Annotated in this window: 18 protein-coding genes; 9 read left to right on the forward strand and 9 right to left on the reverse strand. The window is 72.2% G+C overall.

Annotated features, from left to right (window positions below; translation table 11 throughout):
- Window positions 1-49: 49 nt before the first annotated feature.
- Both ABD347_RS06365 and ABD347_RS06370 read right to left on the reverse strand, forming a co-directional pair.
- Window positions 50-844, reverse strand: a complete 795-nt coding sequence (locus ABD347_RS06365) for a class I SAM-dependent methyltransferase (protein ID WP_344357474.1) — start codon at window positions 842-844, stop codon at window positions 50-52.
- 9 nt (window positions 845-853) lie between these two features.
- Window positions 854-1,462: a TetR/AcrR family transcriptional regulator gene (locus tag ABD347_RS06370; RefSeq protein WP_344357477.1), complete on the reverse strand. Its 609-nt coding sequence runs from the start codon at window positions 1,460-1,462 to the stop codon at window positions 854-856.
- Between the two features lie 213 nt (window positions 1,463-1,675).
- Here ABD347_RS06370 and ABD347_RS06375 point away from each other — a divergent pair, with 213 nt between their 5' ends.
- The 9 genes from ABD347_RS06375 (at window position 1,676) to ABD347_RS06415 (ending at window position 11,376) form a co-directional block, all read left to right on the forward strand.
- Window positions 1,676-2,272 (forward strand): hypothetical protein, encoded by a 597-nt coding sequence (locus tag ABD347_RS06375; RefSeq protein WP_344357480.1) that lies wholly within the window; start codon window positions 1,676-1,678, stop codon window positions 2,270-2,272.
- A gap of 142 nt (window positions 2,273-2,414) precedes the next feature.
- Window positions 2,415-3,995 (forward strand): MFS transporter, encoded by a 1,581-nt coding sequence (locus ABD347_RS06380; RefSeq protein ID WP_344357482.1) that lies wholly within the window; start codon window positions 2,415-2,417, stop codon window positions 3,993-3,995.
- 75 nt (window positions 3,996-4,070) lie between these two features.
- Window positions 4,071-4,607: an ester cyclase gene (locus ABD347_RS06385; protein ID WP_344357485.1), complete on the forward strand. Its 537-nt coding sequence runs from the start codon at window positions 4,071-4,073 to the stop codon at window positions 4,605-4,607.
- Complete coding sequence (locus tag ABD347_RS06390) at window positions 4,604-5,227, forward strand: ester cyclase (protein ID WP_344357487.1); 624 nt, start codon at window positions 4,604-4,606, stop codon at window positions 5,225-5,227. Before ABD347_RS06385 ends, ABD347_RS06390 begins: the two co-directional genes overlap by 4 nt.
- A gap of 82 nt (window positions 5,228-5,309) precedes the next feature.
- Window positions 5,310-6,836 (forward strand): phytoene desaturase family protein, encoded by a 1,527-nt coding sequence (locus tag ABD347_RS06395; protein ID WP_344357490.1) that lies wholly within the window; start codon window positions 5,310-5,312, stop codon window positions 6,834-6,836.
- A gap of 168 nt (window positions 6,837-7,004) precedes the next feature.
- Entirely contained in the window at window positions 7,005-7,553 is a 549-nt protein-coding gene (locus ABD347_RS06400; RefSeq protein ID WP_344357493.1) for an ester cyclase, read from the forward strand.
- 31 nt (window positions 7,554-7,584) lie between these two features.
- Complete coding sequence (locus ABD347_RS06405) at window positions 7,585-8,979, forward strand: cytochrome P450 (protein WP_344357496.1); 1,395 nt, start codon at window positions 7,585-7,587, stop codon at window positions 8,977-8,979.
- Window positions 8,979-10,517 (forward strand): cytochrome P450, encoded by a 1,539-nt coding sequence (locus ABD347_RS06410; protein ID WP_344357499.1) that lies wholly within the window; start codon window positions 8,979-8,981, stop codon window positions 10,515-10,517. Before ABD347_RS06405 ends, ABD347_RS06410 begins: the two co-directional genes overlap by 1 nt.
- Before the next feature lie 220 nt (window positions 10,518-10,737).
- The gene (locus ABD347_RS06415) at window positions 10,738-11,376 is read left to right on the forward strand and encodes an RNA polymerase sigma factor (RefSeq protein WP_344357502.1); all 639 of its coding nucleotides are present in this window, start codon (window positions 10,738-10,740) and stop codon (window positions 11,374-11,376) included.
- A gap of 161 nt (window positions 11,377-11,537) precedes the next feature.
- Here the strand turns inward: ABD347_RS06415 and ABD347_RS06420 are convergent, their stop codons facing one another.
- The 7 genes from ABD347_RS06420 to ABD347_RS06450 form a co-directional block, all read right to left on the reverse strand.
- Window positions 11,538-11,714, reverse strand: coding sequence for a hypothetical protein (locus ABD347_RS06420; protein ID WP_344357505.1), 177 nt, complete (start codon window positions 11,712-11,714; stop codon window positions 11,538-11,540).
- A gap of 146 nt (window positions 11,715-11,860) precedes the next feature.
- Complete coding sequence (fabD, locus tag ABD347_RS06425; protein WP_344357508.1) at window positions 11,861-12,826, reverse strand: ACP S-malonyltransferase; 966 nt, start codon at window positions 12,824-12,826, stop codon at window positions 11,861-11,863.
- A 78-nt stretch (window positions 12,827-12,904) separates the two neighbouring features.
- Window positions 12,905-13,429, reverse strand: coding sequence for a flavin reductase family protein (locus ABD347_RS06430; protein ID WP_344357511.1), 525 nt, complete (start codon window positions 13,427-13,429; stop codon window positions 12,905-12,907).
- A 10-nt stretch (window positions 13,430-13,439) separates the two neighbouring features.
- Window positions 13,440-14,531 carry a 3-oxoacyl-ACP synthase III family protein gene (locus ABD347_RS06435; protein WP_344357514.1) on the reverse strand — a complete coding sequence of 364 codons (1,092 nt, stop codon included), beginning with the start codon at window positions 14,529-14,531 and terminating at the stop codon, window positions 13,440-13,442.
- Between the two features lie 11 nt (window positions 14,532-14,542).
- Window positions 14,543-14,965, reverse strand: coding sequence for an acyl carrier protein (locus tag ABD347_RS06440; RefSeq protein WP_344357516.1), 423 nt, complete (start codon window positions 14,963-14,965; stop codon window positions 14,543-14,545).
- 420 nt (window positions 14,966-15,385) lie between these two features.
- Complete coding sequence (locus ABD347_RS06445; RefSeq protein ID WP_344357519.1) at window positions 15,386-16,153, reverse strand: 3-oxoacyl-ACP reductase family protein; 768 nt, start codon at window positions 16,151-16,153, stop codon at window positions 15,386-15,388.
- Window positions 16,150-18,549 (reverse strand): beta-ketoacyl synthase N-terminal-like domain-containing protein, encoded by a 2,400-nt coding sequence (locus ABD347_RS06450; RefSeq protein ID WP_344357522.1) that lies wholly within the window; start codon window positions 18,547-18,549, stop codon window positions 16,150-16,152. Before ABD347_RS06450 ends, ABD347_RS06445 begins: the two co-directional genes overlap by 4 nt.
- Window positions 18,550-18,563: the final 14 nt, after the last annotated feature.

Genomic DNA, 18,563 nt, shown 5'->3' on the forward strand with positions numbered 1-18,563 from the left:
CTAGGTAACCGAAGCTAACAGGCGTCAGTTCGGGGCGGGGAGCCGTGGGTCAGCCCCGCCGCCGGCGCGGGCGGCCCGTGGCCTCGAAGAGCGCGACGGCCCCGCGCGTGCGGATGCGGCAGTGGTCGAACCTGCTCTCCAGCGCCGCCCTCAGCAGCTCCAGGGAGTCGTCCCCGGCGTGCAGGACCCCGTGGCGGGCCAGGGTGCGCAGATGGTGCCGGGACAGCGGGGTGTGGTGCACGCCGTGGGCCAGCACCGTACTGCCGAACACTCGTGCGCCGGGCGCCATGTGGGGCAGGAGGTGGTCGAAGACCGCGCCCTTCTCCGTCGCCGGGCACGGCAGGCAGTGCAGGACGAAGTTGAGTGCCACCGAGGAGAACGGTCCGCCGTCGAGCTCCAGGGGCTCCAGCACGTTGCCGCACCGCACCGCGGGTGAGTAACGGGCCAGCCGCCGCCGGGCGGTGGCCAGCACCTGTGGGTTGAGGTCGAGCAAAGTGAGCCGTGGTTCCGGGACGGGGGCAGGGCTCCGGTCGAGGAAGTAGCCGGTGCCCGGGCCGACCTCCAAGTGCCGGGCGGAGAGGTTCCGTTCGTACAGCGAGAGCATCTCGCGGCGCGGGCAGCGCCACACCAGGGAGCAGACCGCGCCCAGCACGGCGGCGTCGTACAGCTTCAGGACGGCCGGGGTGTACACGGCGGCCGCCGCCTCGGCGCGTGCCCGGTCGGAGCGTGCCCGGTCGGCGCGTGCCCGGTCGGAGCGGGGGGAGCCGGGGGGACGGTCCCCGGGGGCGGGGCGGTCCGGCCGGCCGGCCGGGTCGCGGGGGCGGGGCGGGTGGCCTCCTGGCATCGCTCCCCCTCAGCCGGGAGCGGGGCCGGCGGACCGGGCGACGAGGCCCGCGGCGATCACCGAGGCGATCTCGCCCAGCACCGTGTCGTCGACCGGGTCCTGGAAGGCGAACAGCGCCATGAACACCGGCCCGCTCAGCAACAGGTGCGCCAGCGCCGGGTCCAGCGGCCGGGGCAGTTCGCCCCGCCGTTCCGCGCGTTCCAGCAGGGCCGCGAAGTCGGCGCGCTGCTGGGCGACGAAGGTCTGCTGGAGCCGGGCGGCCAGCTCGGGCGAGCGCACCATCTCGGCCATCAGGGCGGGCGTCACCTGCCGCGCCAGCGGGTTGCCCAGGCGTTCGTGGATGAGCCGCGCCAGCGCGTGCAGGTCGCCACGGAGCGAGCCGGTGTCCGGGGGCGGCTCGATGCTCATGTCGTGCACCGAGGCGGCGAAGAGCAGCTCCGCCTTGGAGCCGAACCGGCGGTAGATGGCCGCCTTGCCCACTCCGGCGCGGGCGGCGGTCGCGTCCATGGTCACCCGGGAGTACCCCACCTCGGCGAGGAGCCCGCGGGCGGCCGCGAGCACCGCGTGGTCGATGTGGCTGTCCCTGGGGCGCCCCAGCTGTTGTCCAGAGTCCGGCATGGTGGCAGTATACGAGTCCGTAGTTCCGAAACTCCAGTCTCGGAAAGCGGGGGTCTTCCTTCCGCCGCGTCCGGTCACGGTGCCCGCACGGATGTATCCGAGCCCGCGCCCCTGGGATCTGGAGACGGTGAGCCCGCTGTTTCGAGGAGGAACCCCCATGGTGGACAGGCGGCAACAGGCGCGCGGGGCGCGCCCGGCGCGGGCGGGCGGCTCATGACGGCGCGACTGGACCACTGGCTGCCCGGCGCCCAATGGCGCACGCACCACGACCGCTCCGTCGCGGCACCCGAGCCGGAGGCGGCCAGGGCGCTCAAAGAGGTGACGTTCAGCGAGATGACGGTGATGCGACCGCTGATGACGCTGCGCACGCTGCCGTCCCGGCTGCTGGGTCACAGCGACCGGAAGCTGATCGCCGGCGACGCCGACGCGATCCAGGGCATGAAGCGGATGGGCTTCATCGTGCTGGACGACGTCCCCGGCGGAGAACTCATCATGGGCTTCGTCGGGCAGCCCTGGAAGCCGAGCCTCCCCAAGGCGGTCGTCCCGGGCCTGAGCCCGGAGGAGTTCATGGCGTTCGACCGGCCCGGGTACGTCAAGGGGGTGTTCGGCCTGTGGGCCGAACCCGGCGGCGCCGGAGCGCGGCTGCACACGGAGACCCGCGTGTACGCGACGGACCCGCGCGCCGCCCGCCGCTTCAAGCCCTACTGGCTCGTCATCGAGCCCTTCAGCAGCCTCATGCGCCGCGACCTGCTGGGTGCCGTCGGCCGCCGTGCGGAACGCACCGCGCGCGAAGGCCGCCACTCCCGCTGACGCGGTCCGCGGCGGCCCGGCCGTTCCCGGCCGCCGCCCACCCTCCCGCTGTATCCAGCCCCACTCCGCGCGGATCCCTGTGAACGACAGGGCTGTCGCTCCTCCGGGAAGCGGGGTTCCTCATCCACCGAAGGAGAAGACCGTGGACCGCAGTACCGTCCATCGGCATCGCTGGCAGATCCTGGCCGCGCTCTGCCTGAGCCTGCTGCTGATCGGCCTCGACCACCTGATCCTCAACATGGCACTGCCCATGATCCAGAAGGATTTCGCGTCCACCGGCACCGAGATGCAGTGGATCGTCGATTCCTACACCCTGGCGTTCGGCGGGCTGCTGCTGCTCTGCGGGAGTCTGGCCGACCGCTTCGGCAGGCGGCTCCTGCTGATCCTGGGCATGGTGGTGTTCCTCGCGTTCTCACTGGCAGCCGCCTTCTCCACCGACCCCGCCATGCTCATCGCGATGCGCGCGGCCATGGGCGTCGGAGCGGCGATGATCATGCCTGCCACGCTCGCCATCATCAAGGACGTCTTCCCGGCCGAGGAACAGGCCAAGGCGATCGGCATCTGGGCCGGCAGCGCCGCGCTCGGTGTTCCGCTGGGCCCGGTCGTCGGCGGCTTCCTGCTGGACAACTTCTGGTGGGGGTCCGTCTTCCTCGTCAACGCGCCCGTGGTGGTCGTCGCGCTTCTCGCCGCCGTGTTCCTGATCCCCGAGTCGCTCAACCGCGACCACCCGGGCCTGGACCTGATGGGCGCGCTGCTGTCGGCCGCCGGCCTCGGCGTCCTGGTCTACGGCCTGGTCGAAGCGTCCCGTAACGGCTGGACCGACAGCGTCACCCTGGTCTCCCTCGGCGTCGGCGCGCTGCTCATGGCCGGGTTCGTGCTGTGGGAACGGCGCACCGCCCACCCCATGCTGGCGGCGGGCCTGTTCGGCGACTCCCGGTTCAGCGGCTCCGCCCTGGCCGTCGCCGCCGTCTCGTTCGGCATGTTCGGCTCGCTCTTCGTCCTCACCCAGTACCTCCAGTTCGTCCTGGCGTACGAGCCGCTGACCGCGGGCGTGCGGCTGCTCGCCGCGGCCACCATGATGATCGCCGCGCCACTCAGCCCCAAGCTGGTGGAGCGGCTCGGGCTGAAGGCCGTGGTGACGGCCGGGCTCACCCTGCTGACCGTCGCCCTCCTCCTGACGGCCGGAGCCGATATCGACTCCGACACCCAGGTGGTCTGGAGCCTGGCGCTCTTCGGCCTCGGTATGGGCCTGACCATGCCGGCCGCCGCGGACGCCATGCTCGCCGCCGCCCCCTCCGGACAGTCCGGAGCCGGCGCCTCGGTGACCGACGCCGCCATGCAGGTCGGCGGCGCGCTGGGCATCGCCGTCATCGGCAGCGCCCTGGCCAACTCCTACCGCGACGACCTGCCCGACCTCGGCCACCTGCCGGCGGAGGCCGCGACGGCCGTGGGCGACTCCGTCGGCGCGGCCGGCGCCGTGGCCGAAGGGCTCGGCGGCGAAGGCGGGCGGCGGCTGCTCGCCGCGGCCAACGACGCGTTCATGGCCGGGCTCGTGGACTCGATGCTGATCGCGGCCGGCGTCACCGCGCTGGGCGCGCTCGCGGCGGTCGTGGTCCTGCCCCGGCGCACCGCCAAGGCACCGGCCGGTGTCACCGGTATCGCGGCGACGGAGCCGGACGGCGCCGGCGAGCAGCGCCCGGTGGAGACGGCCCGGGGGCACTGACGCGGCGGCCCCCTCTCTCACACACCCGCCGGGACCGCGTCCGGTCCCGGCCCTCACCCAGTGGAGGAACTCCCCATGCCACCGAACGACCGGACCGACCTGAAGGAGCTGGCCGCGCACATCGCGGACCGGGTATGGAACCAGGCCGACCTCGACGCCATCGACGAGTTCTTCGTGCCGCACTTCGTCGGGCACTTCCCCGGCCTGCCCGACGTGCACGGCCCGGCCGACTTCAAGAAGATGGCGGCCGGCCTGCGCACCGCCCTGCCCGACCTCCAGGAGCGCATCCACCTCCAGGTGCGGGAGGGGGACAAGGTGTTCATGCGGGCCGAGCTCACCGGCACCCACCTGGGCGACCTGATGGGCATACCGCCCACCGGCAGGCCCACCCGGCTCACCGAGATGATCATCCTGCGGTTCGAGGGCCGGAAAGTCGCCGAACTCTGGCAACAGGCCGACTACCTGGGCGTGTTCGGCCAGCTGGGCATCGCCCCGCCCGAGGGCGCGGGACCGCTGGGCACGGTCGCGCACACCTTCAAGACCGTCGGCCGGCTCGGTGTCCTGGCGGCCAAGGCGAAGATCCAGCAGCGAAGGAAGGCGGACGTCCGATGACCACGCACGGCATACCGGCGCAGACGGAGACCACCCCCGGACCCACCCCGGGAGCGTCCCCGGAGAACACCCCCGGAAGCACCCCGGAACCCACCGCGGCCCGGCCCCCGTTCCGGCTCACCCGCGAGCACGTGCACATGGTGGCCGAGCTGTCCTGGTCCAAGGACAACTCGCGGGCCCTGGAGTGGTACGCCCCGGAGTACCGGGCCCACCTGCCCGGCCGCCCCGTCATGGCGGGCGGTCAGGAGTTCCTCGACACACTGAACATGGTCCGGGCGGCCAAGCCGGACCTCGACGTCGAATGGCACGACATCCTGATCGAGGGCAACCAGGCCGTTCTCCGGCTGACCTTCCGCGGACACCAGTGGGGCCCGCTCTTCGGCATCCCGCCCACCGGCCGGCTCCTGGAGATCGACGAGATCATCGAGGAGACGTACGACGACCAGGGCCGCATGGTCGAGTTCCGGCAGGAGGGCGACTACGCCGGGATGCTCATGCAGATGGGCATCGTGCCACCGCCCGGCACCGGCCCGCTCGGGACGATCGCCCACTCCGTCAGGACGGCCGTCCGGCTGTCCTGGCTGGACCGCAAGCACCGGAAGGAACAACAACGCCACTGAACGGTCCCGGAGTTGTATCCCGGGACCCCGGCCGCGGATCTCTGAGAGTGAAGCCACCGCACCTCGATCCCCGGGAGAGCCGATGCCGATGCACGAGCCGACGGAAGAACCGCCCACCGCGGACACCGACCACGACGTCATCGTCGTCGGCAGCGGCCTGGGCGGCCTGGCGGCGGCCGCCTACCTGGCGAAGTTCGGCCGGCGGGTCCTCGTGGCCGAGCGCGCCGCCGGAATCGGCGGATACGCACACGCCTTCCGGGCCGGCGACCGCTACTACGACCCGGCCATCCACGTCGTACCGGGCGCGGCCGAGGGCGGCACGATCGACGTCCTGCTGCGCTACCTCGGCGTACGGGAGATGTGCGACTTCGTCGAGTCCGACGCGCTCTACCGCGTGGTCATCGACGACGACGTACTGGACGCGCCCTTCGGGTCCGAGGCGTTCATCGAGTCGCACATCCGGCTCTTCCCGCACGAGGCGGAGGGCATCCGGGGTTTCTTCGGGCTGTGCGAGCAGTTCCTGGCCGAGGCCCACCAGGTGCCGGTGCAGCTGTCGCCCAAGGAGCTCGGCGAGGCGGTGGAGCGCTTCCCCACCCTGTTCGGGCACCGGATGTCCACGCTCGGGGAAGTGCTCGACCAGTACATCGACGACCCGCGCTGCAAGGCCTTCTGCAGCGCCGGGTGGCCGTACATGGGGCTTCCGCCGTCACAGCTGTCCTTCGAGCTGTTCGCCCGTTTCCTCTTCACCCAGATGCACGGCCTGTACCACTGCAAGGGTGGCTTCCAGCACCTGGTCAAGGCCTTCACCACGGCGATCGAGCGGCACGGCGGCAAGATCGTCACCAACTCCCCGGTGGAGCGGATCCTGGTCCGCGACGGGCGCGCCGAGGGGGTGGTGCTGGCCGGCGGCCAGGAGCTGCGGGCGCCGATCGTCATCTCCAACGCGGACGCCACGCACACCTTCCAGGACCTGGTGGGCCTGGAGCACCTGCCGAAGGCGTACAACCGCAGGCTCCGCTCGCTCAAGGGCTCCATGTCGATGTTCGTGGTGTACGCCGCCACGACCCTGGACATCGCCGCGGCGGGCGGGGCGCACGAGACGTTCATCTACGAGAGCGACGACCACGACCGCAACTTCGCCGGCTTCTCGGCGGGCGAGGCCCCGGCCACGGTGGTGGTCGTACCGACGCTCCTCGACCCGAGCCTCGGCCCGCCCGGAGAGCACCTGGTCACTTCCACGGCACTGGCTCCCTACGAGGGCCCCGAGCCGTGGGAGGAGCTGAAGCCCAAGCTGGAGGAGAAGTACCTCGGCCTGATCGAGCGGCTCTACCCCGGTTTCCGGGACGGGCTGACCTTCGTGTCGAGCGCCACGCCGCTGACGCTGGAGCGCTACACGGGCAACCACCGCGGTGCGGCCTACGGCTGGGAGAACACCCCCGCGCAGGCGGGCAGCAAGCGCCTGACCTACCGCACCCCCATCGAGGGGCTCTACCTCTCCGGCCACTGGGCGCAGGCGGCGAGCGCCCTCCGGGTGATCGTCTCCGGCAGCCACACCGCCCAGGAGATCCTGCGCGCCGCCGGGGTCACCGACGTGGGCCCGGAGCTCTGAGCCGGGCCGGTACCGGCCGCTGCCCGCACGTCCGCCTCGCCACCCACCGCATCCCCGCGCCCCCGGCGCACCCCGGCGCACCCGGCGTCCCCGGCGCGCCCGCACGCTCCGCCGTGGTCACGCGCGCCCCTGTCCGCACCGCCACCACGCCTACCGAAAGGACCGCTGATGTCACGCCCCGCGCACATCGACATCCAGGCACACGCCAACTTCGACGGCTCCCTCGACAAGACGTACCACGAGATGGCCCGCCGCTACATCGAGGACGTCTGGGACAGGAACGACGTCGCGACCGAGCGCGAACTGCTGGCCCCCGACTGGGTGGACCACATGCCGCTGCCCGGCTGCCCGCAGGGCCCGGCGGGGCACCGCGCCGCCGTCCAGCTCATGCACGACGCCTTTCCTGACCTGCGGTTCTTCCTGGACGACGTGGTCGTCATGGGGGACAAGGTCATCGACCGGTGGACCGCCACCGGCACCTTCCACGGCGAGCTGTACGGCTTCCCCGGCACAGGCCGCCGGATGACGATGACGGGCCTGGACTTCCACCTCGTACGCGACGGCAGGTTCGCCGAGCTGTGGCACGAGGAGAGCACCGCCGCCATGGTCGAGCAGCTCGGCATGGCGCCCGAACCCGGCAGCGGGCCCGGCACGATCCTCAAGCTCACCTTCGGCAACATCCTCCACGTCGCCAGGCACAGGATCCGCAACCGCTGACCGACGGCCACCAGCAGAGCGAGGCACCACCATGAGTCTGACCTCGAGCGGCCGCGTCCGCCACGCCCCGGGCCCACAGGGCTATCCGGTGGTCGGCTGCGGCCCCGACCTCGTCCGCGACCTGGTCGGCACCTTCACCCGGGCATGGCGGGAGTACGGCGACGTCGTCCGCTTCCGCCTGCCCGGCAAGCGCAACCTGTTCCTGATCGCGCACCCCGACCACATCAAACACGTCCTCGACGAACGGCAGGCCAACTACCCGAAGGACCCGCTGTCCGTCGGCAAGTTCGAACCCTGGGTCGGGCAGGGCCTGTTCACCAGCAACGGGGACTTCCACTTCCGCCAGCGCAGGCTGGCGCAGCCCGCCTTCAAGGGATCGCGCATCGCCGGCTTCGCGCCCGCGATGGTCGACGCCACCGGCGATCTCGTACGCGACTGGCACCCGAGGGCCACCCGCGAGGAGACCTTCGACATCACCCCCGAGATGTTCCGGCTCGCGCTGACCATCGTCATGCGGACACTGTTCAGCACCGACGTGAGCGGCCGGGCGGGAGAGCTGGCCCGTGCGGTGCGGATCTGCAACGCGTACACCAACACGCGTCTCCAGCGCTTCGTCGAACTCCCCCAGTCGCTGCCCAGCCGCGCCCGCACCCGCTTCCTCCGGGCCCGGGACACCCTCGACTCCTTCGTGTACGGGCTCATCGAGGAGCGGCGGCGGGACAGTTCCGCCCCGGACGACCTGCTGACCCGGTTCCTGCGCGCGCAGGACGAGCAGACCGGTGAGCGGATGTCCGACAAGCAGTTGCGGGACGAGGTCGTCACCATGTTCCTCGGTGGCTACGAGACCACGGCGCTGTCCCTGGTGTGGGCGTTCTCCCTGCTGTCCCGGCACCCGGAATCCGAGCGCAGGGCGCGGGCGGAGATCGCCGAGGTGTGCGGGGACCGCGAGCCCACCGCGGCGGACCTGCCCAAGCTGCGCTATCTGAAGGCCTTCTACCAGGAGGTGCTGCGCCTCTACCCCTCCGTGTGGACCATGTCGCGCAGTCCGCTGGAGGACGACGAGATCGGCGGGTACCACGTTCCCGCCGGGTCACAGGTCTTCATCAGCCCCTACCTGATGCACCGGCACCCGCGGTTCTGGGAGAACCCGGAGGGGTTCCTGCCCGAGCGGTTCGAGAAGAGCGCCACCGGCGGGGCGCCGCTGTACGCGTACATCCCCTTCTCGCGAGGTCCGCGGCTGTGTCCCGGCTCGTCGGTGGCCGTCCTGGAGGCCCCGTTGGTGATCGCCAGGATCCTCCAGGCGTACCGGCTGACGCTGGCGGGCGGGCACGTGTGCGAACCGACGTCGAACGTCTTCCTGTATCCGCGCGGAGGGATGCCGATGCGCCTGGAACACGTCAAGGGCGTGGCGGAAGGAGCCCGGTGATGCGGGGCCGCCCGGTCGCCGGGAGGCGGCGGCCACCGGGGCCGCGCGGGCTGCCGCTGCTGGGGTCGGCGCTGGACTTCCGCCGCGACCCGCTGCGGACGTTCGTCCGGGCCTGGCGGGACCACGGCGACCTGGTGCAGTTCCGCGGCCCGGTGCCGGTGGTGCTGGTCACCCACCCCGACCACCTCAAGCACATCCTCGTGGACAACTTCGCCAACTATCCCCACCCCGACGACTTCAACCGCAAGGTGCGCGTCTCGGTGGGACAGGGGCTGGTCACCACGGAGGGCGAGGTGTGGCAGGCCCAGCGGCGCACCGTCGCGCCCACCTTCCGCAAGGAGCCGCTGGAGCGGTTCGCCGGTGTCATGGTGGACAGCGCGGCGCGAATGCTGGAGCGGTGGGAGCGGGTGGCCCGGTACGGGGAGGTCATCGACGCCCGGACCGAGATGCAGAGCCTCACCCTGGAGATCCTGGCCCGTTGCCTGTTCCGGGCCGACTGGTCGCACGACGCGCTCGAACTGGGCCGGGCGGTGGGTGTCCAGCTGGAGCACATCAACAGCAAGCTCATCGCGGTGGCCGACATCCCGGAGCGGGTGCCGACACCGCGCAACCGCCGCTTCCGGCAGGCGCGCACGCTGCTGGACGACACGGTGTACCGGCTGATCGCCGAGCGCCGGGGACGGCCGGCGGAGGGGGAGGCGGAGGACGAGGACCTGCTGTCCACACTGATGCGCACCCCGGACCCCGAGACCGGGCACCTGATGACCGACGAGCAGTTGCGCGACCAGGTGATGACGCTGTTCATCGCCGGGCACGAGACGGTGGCGGCCACCCTGTCGTGGATCTGCCACCTGCTCTCCACCCGTCCCGCGGAGACCGAACGCGCCAGGGCGGAGGTGCTCGCCGTGCTGGGGGACCGGCCGCCGGCCAAGGAGGACCTGCCGCAGCTGAAGTACCTCAAGATGTTCATCCAGGAGGCGCTGCGGCTCTACCCGCCCCTCTGGCAGGTGGCGCGGATGCCGCTGGAGGACGACGTGCTCGGCGGCTACGACATCCCCGCCGGTTCGTTCCTGCTGCTGAGTACGTACATCACGCACCGCAACCCGGAGTTCTGGGACAACCCCGAGGGCTTCGACCCGGAGCGGTTCACACGCGAGCGCTCGGCCGGGCGGCCGAGATACGCCTACGTGCCGTACGTCGCCGGGCCGCGCAACTGCGTGGGGCTCGCCTTCGCCAACATGGAGCTGACCATCGTGGTGGCGTCGATCCTCCAGCGCTTCCACCTGGACATGGTCCCCGGCCACCCGGTCGTCATGCAGCCGGACATCTCGCTGCGGGCCAAGCACGGCATCCGGATGACGCTGCGGCCGGTCACCGGCCGGGGCCCGGCGAGCACCCCCGCGGCGCCCCCGGCGCCGTCACGGGAGCCGGCGGCGGAATCGTCGGAGGCCTTGGTCGGGGGGGAACCGAAACCGGCCGCCGGGTGTCCTTACAGCCGAGAGGCGGCGGAATCCGGGGGCGCGCCGGCTGCCTTGTAGAAAAAGGCGAACGCGCCGGGGGTCCGGTTGCGCAACCGCGCAATCGGGCCTCCGGCGCGGGGCGTTGCAGGGGGTGATTTCAGCCGTTGACACAAGGCCGGATCGGCACCGTATAGTTAACACCTGTAGCACTCCAGTACGGTGGTTATCGAGACACCGTCAGTGCAGGGAAGTAAGAGTTCCACATAACTATCGGGGGATGTACGTGGAATCTGTACCTTTGCATACGCTTGTCGATGAGTGCCTGGCCGGCAGCCAGGAGAGCTGGAACAGGATCGTCGACCGCTATACGCCGCTGATATGGGCCATAGCGCGCGGCCACCGGCTCGGCCCGGCGGACTGCGAGGACGTCAGCCAGGTCACCTGGCTGCGGGTCATCCAGCACCTGGGGAAGCTGCGGGACCCGGAGAAACTGGCCCACTGGATCTCCGTGGCGGCCCGCCGCGAGAGCCTCAAGCACATCCAGCGCGGCGGTCGCAGCACGCCGATCGAGGACCCCGAGGTGTTCGACCGGCCGGAGCCGTCGTCCAACCAGCCGGAGGAGTCGGCACTCGCGCGGGAGCGGCGTGACGAGGTGCTGCACGCCTACTGCTCGCTCGCGCCCAAGTGCCAGGCGCTGCTCGGCCTGTTGATGGCCGACCCGCCGATGTCGTACGACGAGGTGAGCGCCACGCTGGGAATGGCGCGCGGCTCCATCGGGCCCATCCGGGCGCGCTGCCTCAAGCACCTGCGGCGGGCCCTGGAGCGTGAGGCGGACCGCTCCGAACAGGCCAGGGAGCTGTTCGACGCCATCAAGAAGATGGGGCTGCGGGCGTACGCCCTGGAGAGCAGCGCCGGGCTGCGCTCGTCGGCCGTGTGAAGCCGGGCCGGCCGGCGCGATGCGGTGCCGTGATTCCGTTCCGGCCGGCCGGTCCGGCGCAGCCCGTGTGACTCCGGGTTCGCCGGCCGGTCCGATCCAGCCGTAAGAACCAGCCGGGGAAAGCGGACGAGGAAAACTGACGTGCGGCTCAGCCGTGCGGCTCAGCCATGTGATTCCGGCTTTACGCACTCCGAAACCGCGACCGGTTCCCGGTCGTCCACGCCGAATTCCCGCATCTCGGATTCCTGGGCGATAAACGGAAAGAGCGCCTTGGCCTTCTCGGCCACGGTGGAGGAAGGCTGTCCGATGGCATCGGCAAGCTTGGTCAGGGCTTCCATGTCGCTTTCTTCCACTCTCTTTCACACCCCCACCACATAGTTCGCCACTTAACTAGATGCAGCGTAGGTGAAAGTCCCGCGAACGGCAATACCGATGAGTAGGCACGTTCGCGGGACTCAACTGTTGCCCGGGGCCGACGAGATGGTCATTCGAGCGGCGTACCGTCCGGCCGCTGCCAGGTATTGAGGAAACGGTCGATACGCCCCGCCTCGCCGGCGGGGTGGCACGACGCGTCCGGGAGGGTCGTACGGCAGAAACCGCTCAGCACGCGTCCCGGACCGGCCTCCACGAAGGACGCCACCCCACGGTCCCCGATGGCGCGCAGCGTCTCCTCCCAGCGGACCGCACCGGCGAGCTGGCGGCGCAGGCAGTCCTTGGCCTCGGCGCCGGTACGGACGACCGCCGCCGTCACATTGGCCAGCACCGGCAGCCGGGGGTCCCGGAAGGCGACGGTGTCCAGCTCGGCGGTGAACTCCTCCTCCAGCTCACGCATGAGACTGCAGTGGAACGGCGCTCCCACGTTCAGTGTGACGGCGCGCTCCGCACCGGCCGCCTTGGCCGCCGCGGCCACCTCCCGCACCGCGTCCCGCTCCCCGGAGATCACCTGCTGCCGCGGGTCGTTGTAGTTGGCCACCTCCACCACGGCGCCGGTGCGGCCGTGCGTCCGGGCGCACAGCTCCTCCACCTCGGCGGCGGACAGGCCGATGACGGCGGCCATGGCGCCCGGGGTGCGCTCGTTGACCCCGGCCATCAGCTCGCCCCGCCTCCGCACCAGCCGCAGCGCGTCCGTCCACTCCAGCACGCCCGCGCAGACCAGCGCCGTGTACTCCCCCAGGCTGTGCCCGGCCGTGACCGACGGGGTGACGCCGTGGCCGCGCAGCACGTCCAGGACGGCGACGCCGGTGAGGAACACCGCGGGCTGGGTGATCTCGGTCGGCAGCAGCTCCTCCTTCGAGCCCTCGAAGCAGAGCTTCGACAGCTCGAAGCCCAGCACCTCGTCGGCGACCCGGTAGTACCTGTCGGTCAGTTCCGGATGGCGCGCGACGAGGTCCCGGCCCATGCCGGGCCGCTGGGAGCCCTGGCCGGGAAAGAGAAAGGCGATGTCGTTCATGGTCACTTCCTTGGGATGGGGGCGGCACAAGGGACCGGCACGAGTGTCGCGCCGGCCCCTTATGGGCGCCTCGAGAAGTCACGGAAGGTGCAGGAACTGCCCTTGGTGGTAGGCGAGGGGATCGGCGCTGTCGGCGAGCCCGACCTCCGCCACCTCGCCGAGGAAGATGGTGTGGTCGCCCGCCGGAATCCGCTGCGCCACCCGGCAGTCCAGGTGCGACACCGCACCGGCGAGCACCGGCGCGCCCGTGCTCCCCGTCCGGTGCGCCACTCCGGCGAAGCCCGCCGCCCCGCGCGGCCTGCCCGGTGTGGCGAACCAGCCCGCCAGCTCCGACTGGTCGCGCCCCAGGACGTTCACGGTGAACGTGCCGGCGTCGCGGATCACTTCGGCCCCGTACGACTGCCGGCTGAGGCACACCAGGAGCATCGGGGGATCGAGGGAGACGGAGGTCAGGGAGCTGATCGTGGTGCCGTGCGGCCCTTGCGGCCCCGCCGAGGTGACCACCGCGACGCCGGTGAGGAAGCGCCCCATGGCCTGCCGGAACCGCCCGGTGTCGTGCTCCGCCGTGGCGACGGAGGCCAGGGGCGGCTGCTGGGACGTCATGGCCGGCTCCTTACGGGAGGGTGGGAGCGGGCGCGGTCCAGTCCACGACCGCACCGGCGTAGATCCACTTGGTGGACTCGACGCCCACCAACATCAGCCGGTCACCGGGTTTGATCCGGCCACTGCGCCAGGCGTCGTCGAGGAAGAGCGGAACCGCGGCACAGCCGACGGCGCCCATCGTGGCGAGGCTGTCGATGATCTTGCCGTCCAGCGCCTTCCAGTCGGCGGTGTCCAGCCCGAGCTCCTGGAGGGATTCGAGCATCCAGCCGACGTTGCCCTCCGGGACCAGGCACAGGTCGACGGTGCCGACGTCCACGCCACTGCGCCGCAGTGTGCTGCTGATCGCCTCGGTGACCATCACCGGCGTGAAGTCACCGGCGCCGACCACGTCGACCTTCAGGTCGACCAGCCGCTTGGCCTTCAGCTGCTCGTGGATCGGGGCGTGCGTACCGCCTCCGACCGAGTGGATGCCCGGCTTGCGGTCTCCGCCGATGGCCTCCATCGCCGCTCCGAGGATCCCGCCGGAGGTGGCCCCCTCCTCGGCGCGCAGCACGATCGCCCCCGCGCCGTCGCCGAACATGTAGACCGGCATGCGGTCCCGCATGCGGATCTTGTCCGGGTCCTTGCCGAGGAACACCGGGGCCAGCACGGGTGAGATGGCCTCGCTGCCGATCACCAGGGCCGTCCGGTAGACGCCCGACTGGAGGTACATCCGGGCGATGTCCAGCCCCTGGACGACCCCCGCGCCGCCGGAGCGGAGCTCCAGCGTGGCGCAGCGCACCAGGCCGAGACGCTCCTGGACCATGTTCACCAGCGGGGGCAGCGGGAAGTCCGGGGTGCCGGTCGCCAGGACGAGCAGGTCGACGTCACCCGGTTCGAGCCCCGCGGACTCCAGGGCGCGCACCGCCGCCTTGTAGGCCATGTCCGAGTTGTTCTCGCGGTGTTCGCCCGTCTCCGGGTCGATCATCCAGAAGCGGCGCTCGATGGACAGGCCCTCGCGCACCTCGTCCGGCAGGGGGCCGACGAGACGGGCGATCTCGTCGGTGGAGATCGGCTCGCCGGGCTGGTAGCCACCGGTGCCGATGATGTGTATCGCGGTCATGGGTGTCGTCCTCACGCGGCCGCGCCGGCGGTCTCGGCGGCGCCGAGACCCGCGCGGTGCGCGACGAGGGCGACCAGGTTCTCCACCGTGAACAGACCCATGACCTGGGTCGCCTGGAGCGTGCCGGTGAGGGCGTCGACGTCGATCTGCGGCATGACCTTCTTCAACTGGGCGAGGCCCGCGGCCGAGACGATCTCGTTCTCGTCGCCGAACTCCTCGTCCGGGATGCCGCCCTGGACGTACGCGGCGAGCTCGGCCGCCTGGATCTTGATGCCGAGCGAGCGCTCCAGCCGGAAGAGGATGTCGAGCAGGTCGATCGACTCGGCGCCCAGGTCGTCCAGCAGGGTGGCGTCCGGTGTGACCTCCTCCGGCTCCACGCCGAGTGCGTCGATGACGGCGTCGTTCACGGCGTCGACGATGGTGTTGCGTTCCATGGGATGTCCTCCAGGTGAGCCGGGCGCTGGGCCGGTCGAAGAGAGAAGAGTGGGTCGGGTACGCGGGCGGTGGCGCCCGCTGTCACCGTTGAGATCCGCCCGGCCGCGCCGCGGATACACCCGCGGCCGGCGGTGACGGTGCCCACCGGGCGCGACGCGCGCCCCCAGCGGGCGGACCACACCGGCGCGTCCCGCCCAGGACCGCCCACACGCGGCCGGCCGGCCGACGGCGTACGGCCCCCGGGCGGGCGGCCGCCCGGGGGCCCCGGGTGTGCCCCGGCCGGGTGTGCCCGCCCGCGGCCGTCCCGGCCGGGGGAGAGCCGGGCGGCAGCGGGCAGGGGCACGCCGGGTGGCGGCGGGCAGCCGGGCCGTACGGACGACCGCTCGGCGGCGGGCCGGCGGCGCGCGGCCCACGGGGGGTCAGGGGCGGCCGAGCCCCAGCGCGGTCATCGCGCCGCCGTCCACGTTGACCAGGGAGCCCGTCATGTACGAGGACTCGGGCCCGCTCAGGAAGCGCACCACCTCGGCGATCTGGTCGACCTCGCCGAAGCGCCGCATCGGGATCTGCTTCCTGATGGAGCGGCCGGTGTCGCCCTCGGTCAGGCCCGCCACCAGGTCGGTGGGCGCGAAGCCCGGCAGGACGGCGTTCACCCGGACGCCGAACCGCGCGGACTCCATGGCGCAGCAGCGGGTGAAGGCGTTGACGGCGCCCTTGGAGGCGGCGTAATTGGACTCACCGATCCAGCCGCGTTCGCCCATCACGGACGAGACGTTGACGATCACCCCGCTGCCCTTGGCCATGAAGTGCGGCAGCACGGCCTTCGTGCAGTGGAACACCCCGCCGAAGTTGACGCGCATGACGTCCAGCCAGTCGTCCATGCCCATGTTGTAGATCAGCGCGTCCTGCGCGACACCGGCGTTGTTGACGAGGATGTCCAGCCCGCCGAGGTCCTCGGTGACCCGGCGCACCATCTCCTCCGCGTGTGCCGCGTCGGCGACATCGCCGTGCACGGTCACGGCCCGTCCGCCGGCCGCCTCGATCTCCTGGGCCAGCTCCTTGGCCGGGCCCTCCGAGCTGCGGTAGTTGATGGCGACGGCGGCACCGTCGGCCGCCAGGCGGCGGCACACCGCGGCGCCGATGCCCCGCGAACCGCCGGTCACCAGGGCGACCTGTCCTTCGAGCGTCATCGGGTCTCTCCTGTCGGGGTGGCGTGGGATGTACGGGTCTCCTCGGCGCCGGAGCCACGGCGCACCGCCAGCGACACATGACTGCCGCCCAGTGAGGAGCTGTTGAGCAGCACCGGGCGGTCCCCCGAGCCGGTGTGGTGCAGGGCCAGTGCCAGGCTCAGCGCCCCGCCGACGCCCATGGGCTCGCCGAGCACCGTCTTCGGCGCGTGCAGGGCGGGCGGCACCGGGCAGCCGTCGAACAACCGCCGCACCGCCTCGGCCTCGGCGGCGTCGGCCGCCCGCAGCCCCGCCGAGGCGAGCCAGACCGCGCCGAGGCCGCCCGGGGTGAGGCCCCCGTCGTCCAGGGCGGCCCGCATGGCCCGCTCCAGGCCCCGGCCGCGCGGGTCCCACAGCCGGGCGCGGCTGGCGTCCGACGCCATGCCGTGGCCGAGCACCTCACCCAGGACGCGGGCGCCGCGGGCGACCGCGTGGGACCGCCGTTCCAGTACGACGGCGACGCTGCCCTCGGCGAGGGTGAACCTGCCGTCGTCCCCCTCGCCCGGCGCCCGGGTGGAGGCGGCGCCGACGGCCGCGTACGCCTTGGCCACCTCGTCGGTGAGGGCGTCCGTGACGGTGCACACCAGGGTGTCGGCGTGCCCGGCCGCCAGCAGGTCCGCGGTGTAGGCCAGCGCGGCGGCACCGGTGGCGTGGCCCACCGAGAGGGTGGACGTCGGCCCGCGCAGGCCCAGGTGGATGGCGATCTGCCCGGCCGCCTGGTTGTAGACGGTGTTGGGGAACACCGCCGGGTCGGCGGCGGCCGGGCCTTCCGCCAGCAGCGGGACGGTGAACCGTTCCATCGCCTCCATGGGCCCGGTGCCGGTGCCGAAGACGATGCCGACCGCCTCCGCCTCGGCACCGCCAGGCGCGATGCCCGCGTCGGCCAGCGCCTTCACCGTGGCGGCCACGCCGAGCTGCCCGAGCCGGTCCATCCGCCGCCGCTGACGCTTCGTCAGATACGGCTCCGGGTCGAAGTCGACCCGGCACACCGGCAGCCCACCGGCCCACGCGACGGGGCTCTCGCCGCGTGCGTACGCCGACCACACCTCCGCCACGCGGTCGCCCGCCGGGCTGAGCAGTCCGATACCGGTCACCACCACGCGGTCGGTGTCGGGCAGCGGGGGACGGTGCGCGTCCTCGGTGCGGGTCAGGACGAGCGCGGCGTTGGCCCCGCCGAACGCGAAGTTGTTGGAGAGCGCCGCCCCGGTGGACAGCGGCCGCGCCACTCCCGTGACGTAGTCCAGCGGGCAGTCGGGGTCGGGCGCGGTGAAGGACGCGGTGGGCGGCGCGGTCTGCTCCGACAGCGCGTACGCGGTCACGATGGCCTCCGCGGCCCCGGCCGCGCCCAGCAGGTGACCGATCACCGACTTGGTGCTGGAGACCGGCGCGCGGGCGGCCTCCTCCGCCCCGAGCGCCAGGGCGATGGCCCGGGACTCGGCCGGGTCGTTCTTCGGCGTCCCCGTCCCGTGCCCGTTGACGTAACCGATCCGCTCGGCGGCGACCCCGGAGTGTCGCAGCGCCGCCTCGATGGCGCGGGCGGCCCCCTTCCCCTCCGGATGCGGCGCCGTGGCGTGGAACCCGTCGGCGGACAGCCCGTAACCGGCGATGTCGGCGAGCCCCGGCAGTCCGTGCTCGCGGGCGAAGTCCGCCCGTACCAGCACCACCATGCCGCTCCCCTCGCCCAGCGACAGTCCCTGCCGCTCGGCGCAGTACGGCGCCGCCGGCTCCGGCGACAGCGACTGCAACGCGTGGAAACCGGCGAAGACGACATCGGAGAAGGCGTCACTGCCACCGGCCAGCACCGCGTCGGCACGGCCCCGGCGCAGCAGGTCGGCGGCGAGCCCGATGGCGTTGGCACCCGACGCGCACGCCGTGTTGACCGCGAGCACCGGGCCGCGCAGCCGGAACGCCGCGCCCACCACCTCGGCCAGTGCCTGCGGCGTGACCAGCGACGGCAGCTCGGGCGCCGGTGCCTCCCCGTCCCGCCCCGCCCGCAGCCACTCCCGGCCCGAGAGCAGACCGGCGTTGCACGTGCCCAGCACCACGCCGAACCGCTCGGCCGGCACCAGCCCCCCGGGCAGCGCCGCCATGGCCTCCTCGGCCGCTACCAGGGCGAGTTCGACCGCCCGCTCCCGGAAACCCTCCGGCCTGCGGTACGCACGCCCCGGCTCCACCGGATCGGTGACCTCGCCGCCCAGCTTGGTGGAGAGCCCCTCCATCGGCAGCCGCTGCACCGGACCGATGGCGACCCGCCCCTCCCGCGCCCCCTGCCACAGGTGCCCGGACGTGGGGCCGAGCGCGGTGATCGCCCCGGCGCCGACCACGGTCACGCCCGCGGTGGTCTGCTGTTCCTTGCCCATGATGATGTCCCCCT

Source organism: Streptomyces gobitricini (assembly GCF_039532985.1).
Classification (GTDB): Bacteria; Actinomycetota; Actinomycetes; order Streptomycetales; family Streptomycetaceae; genus Streptomyces; species Streptomyces gobitricini.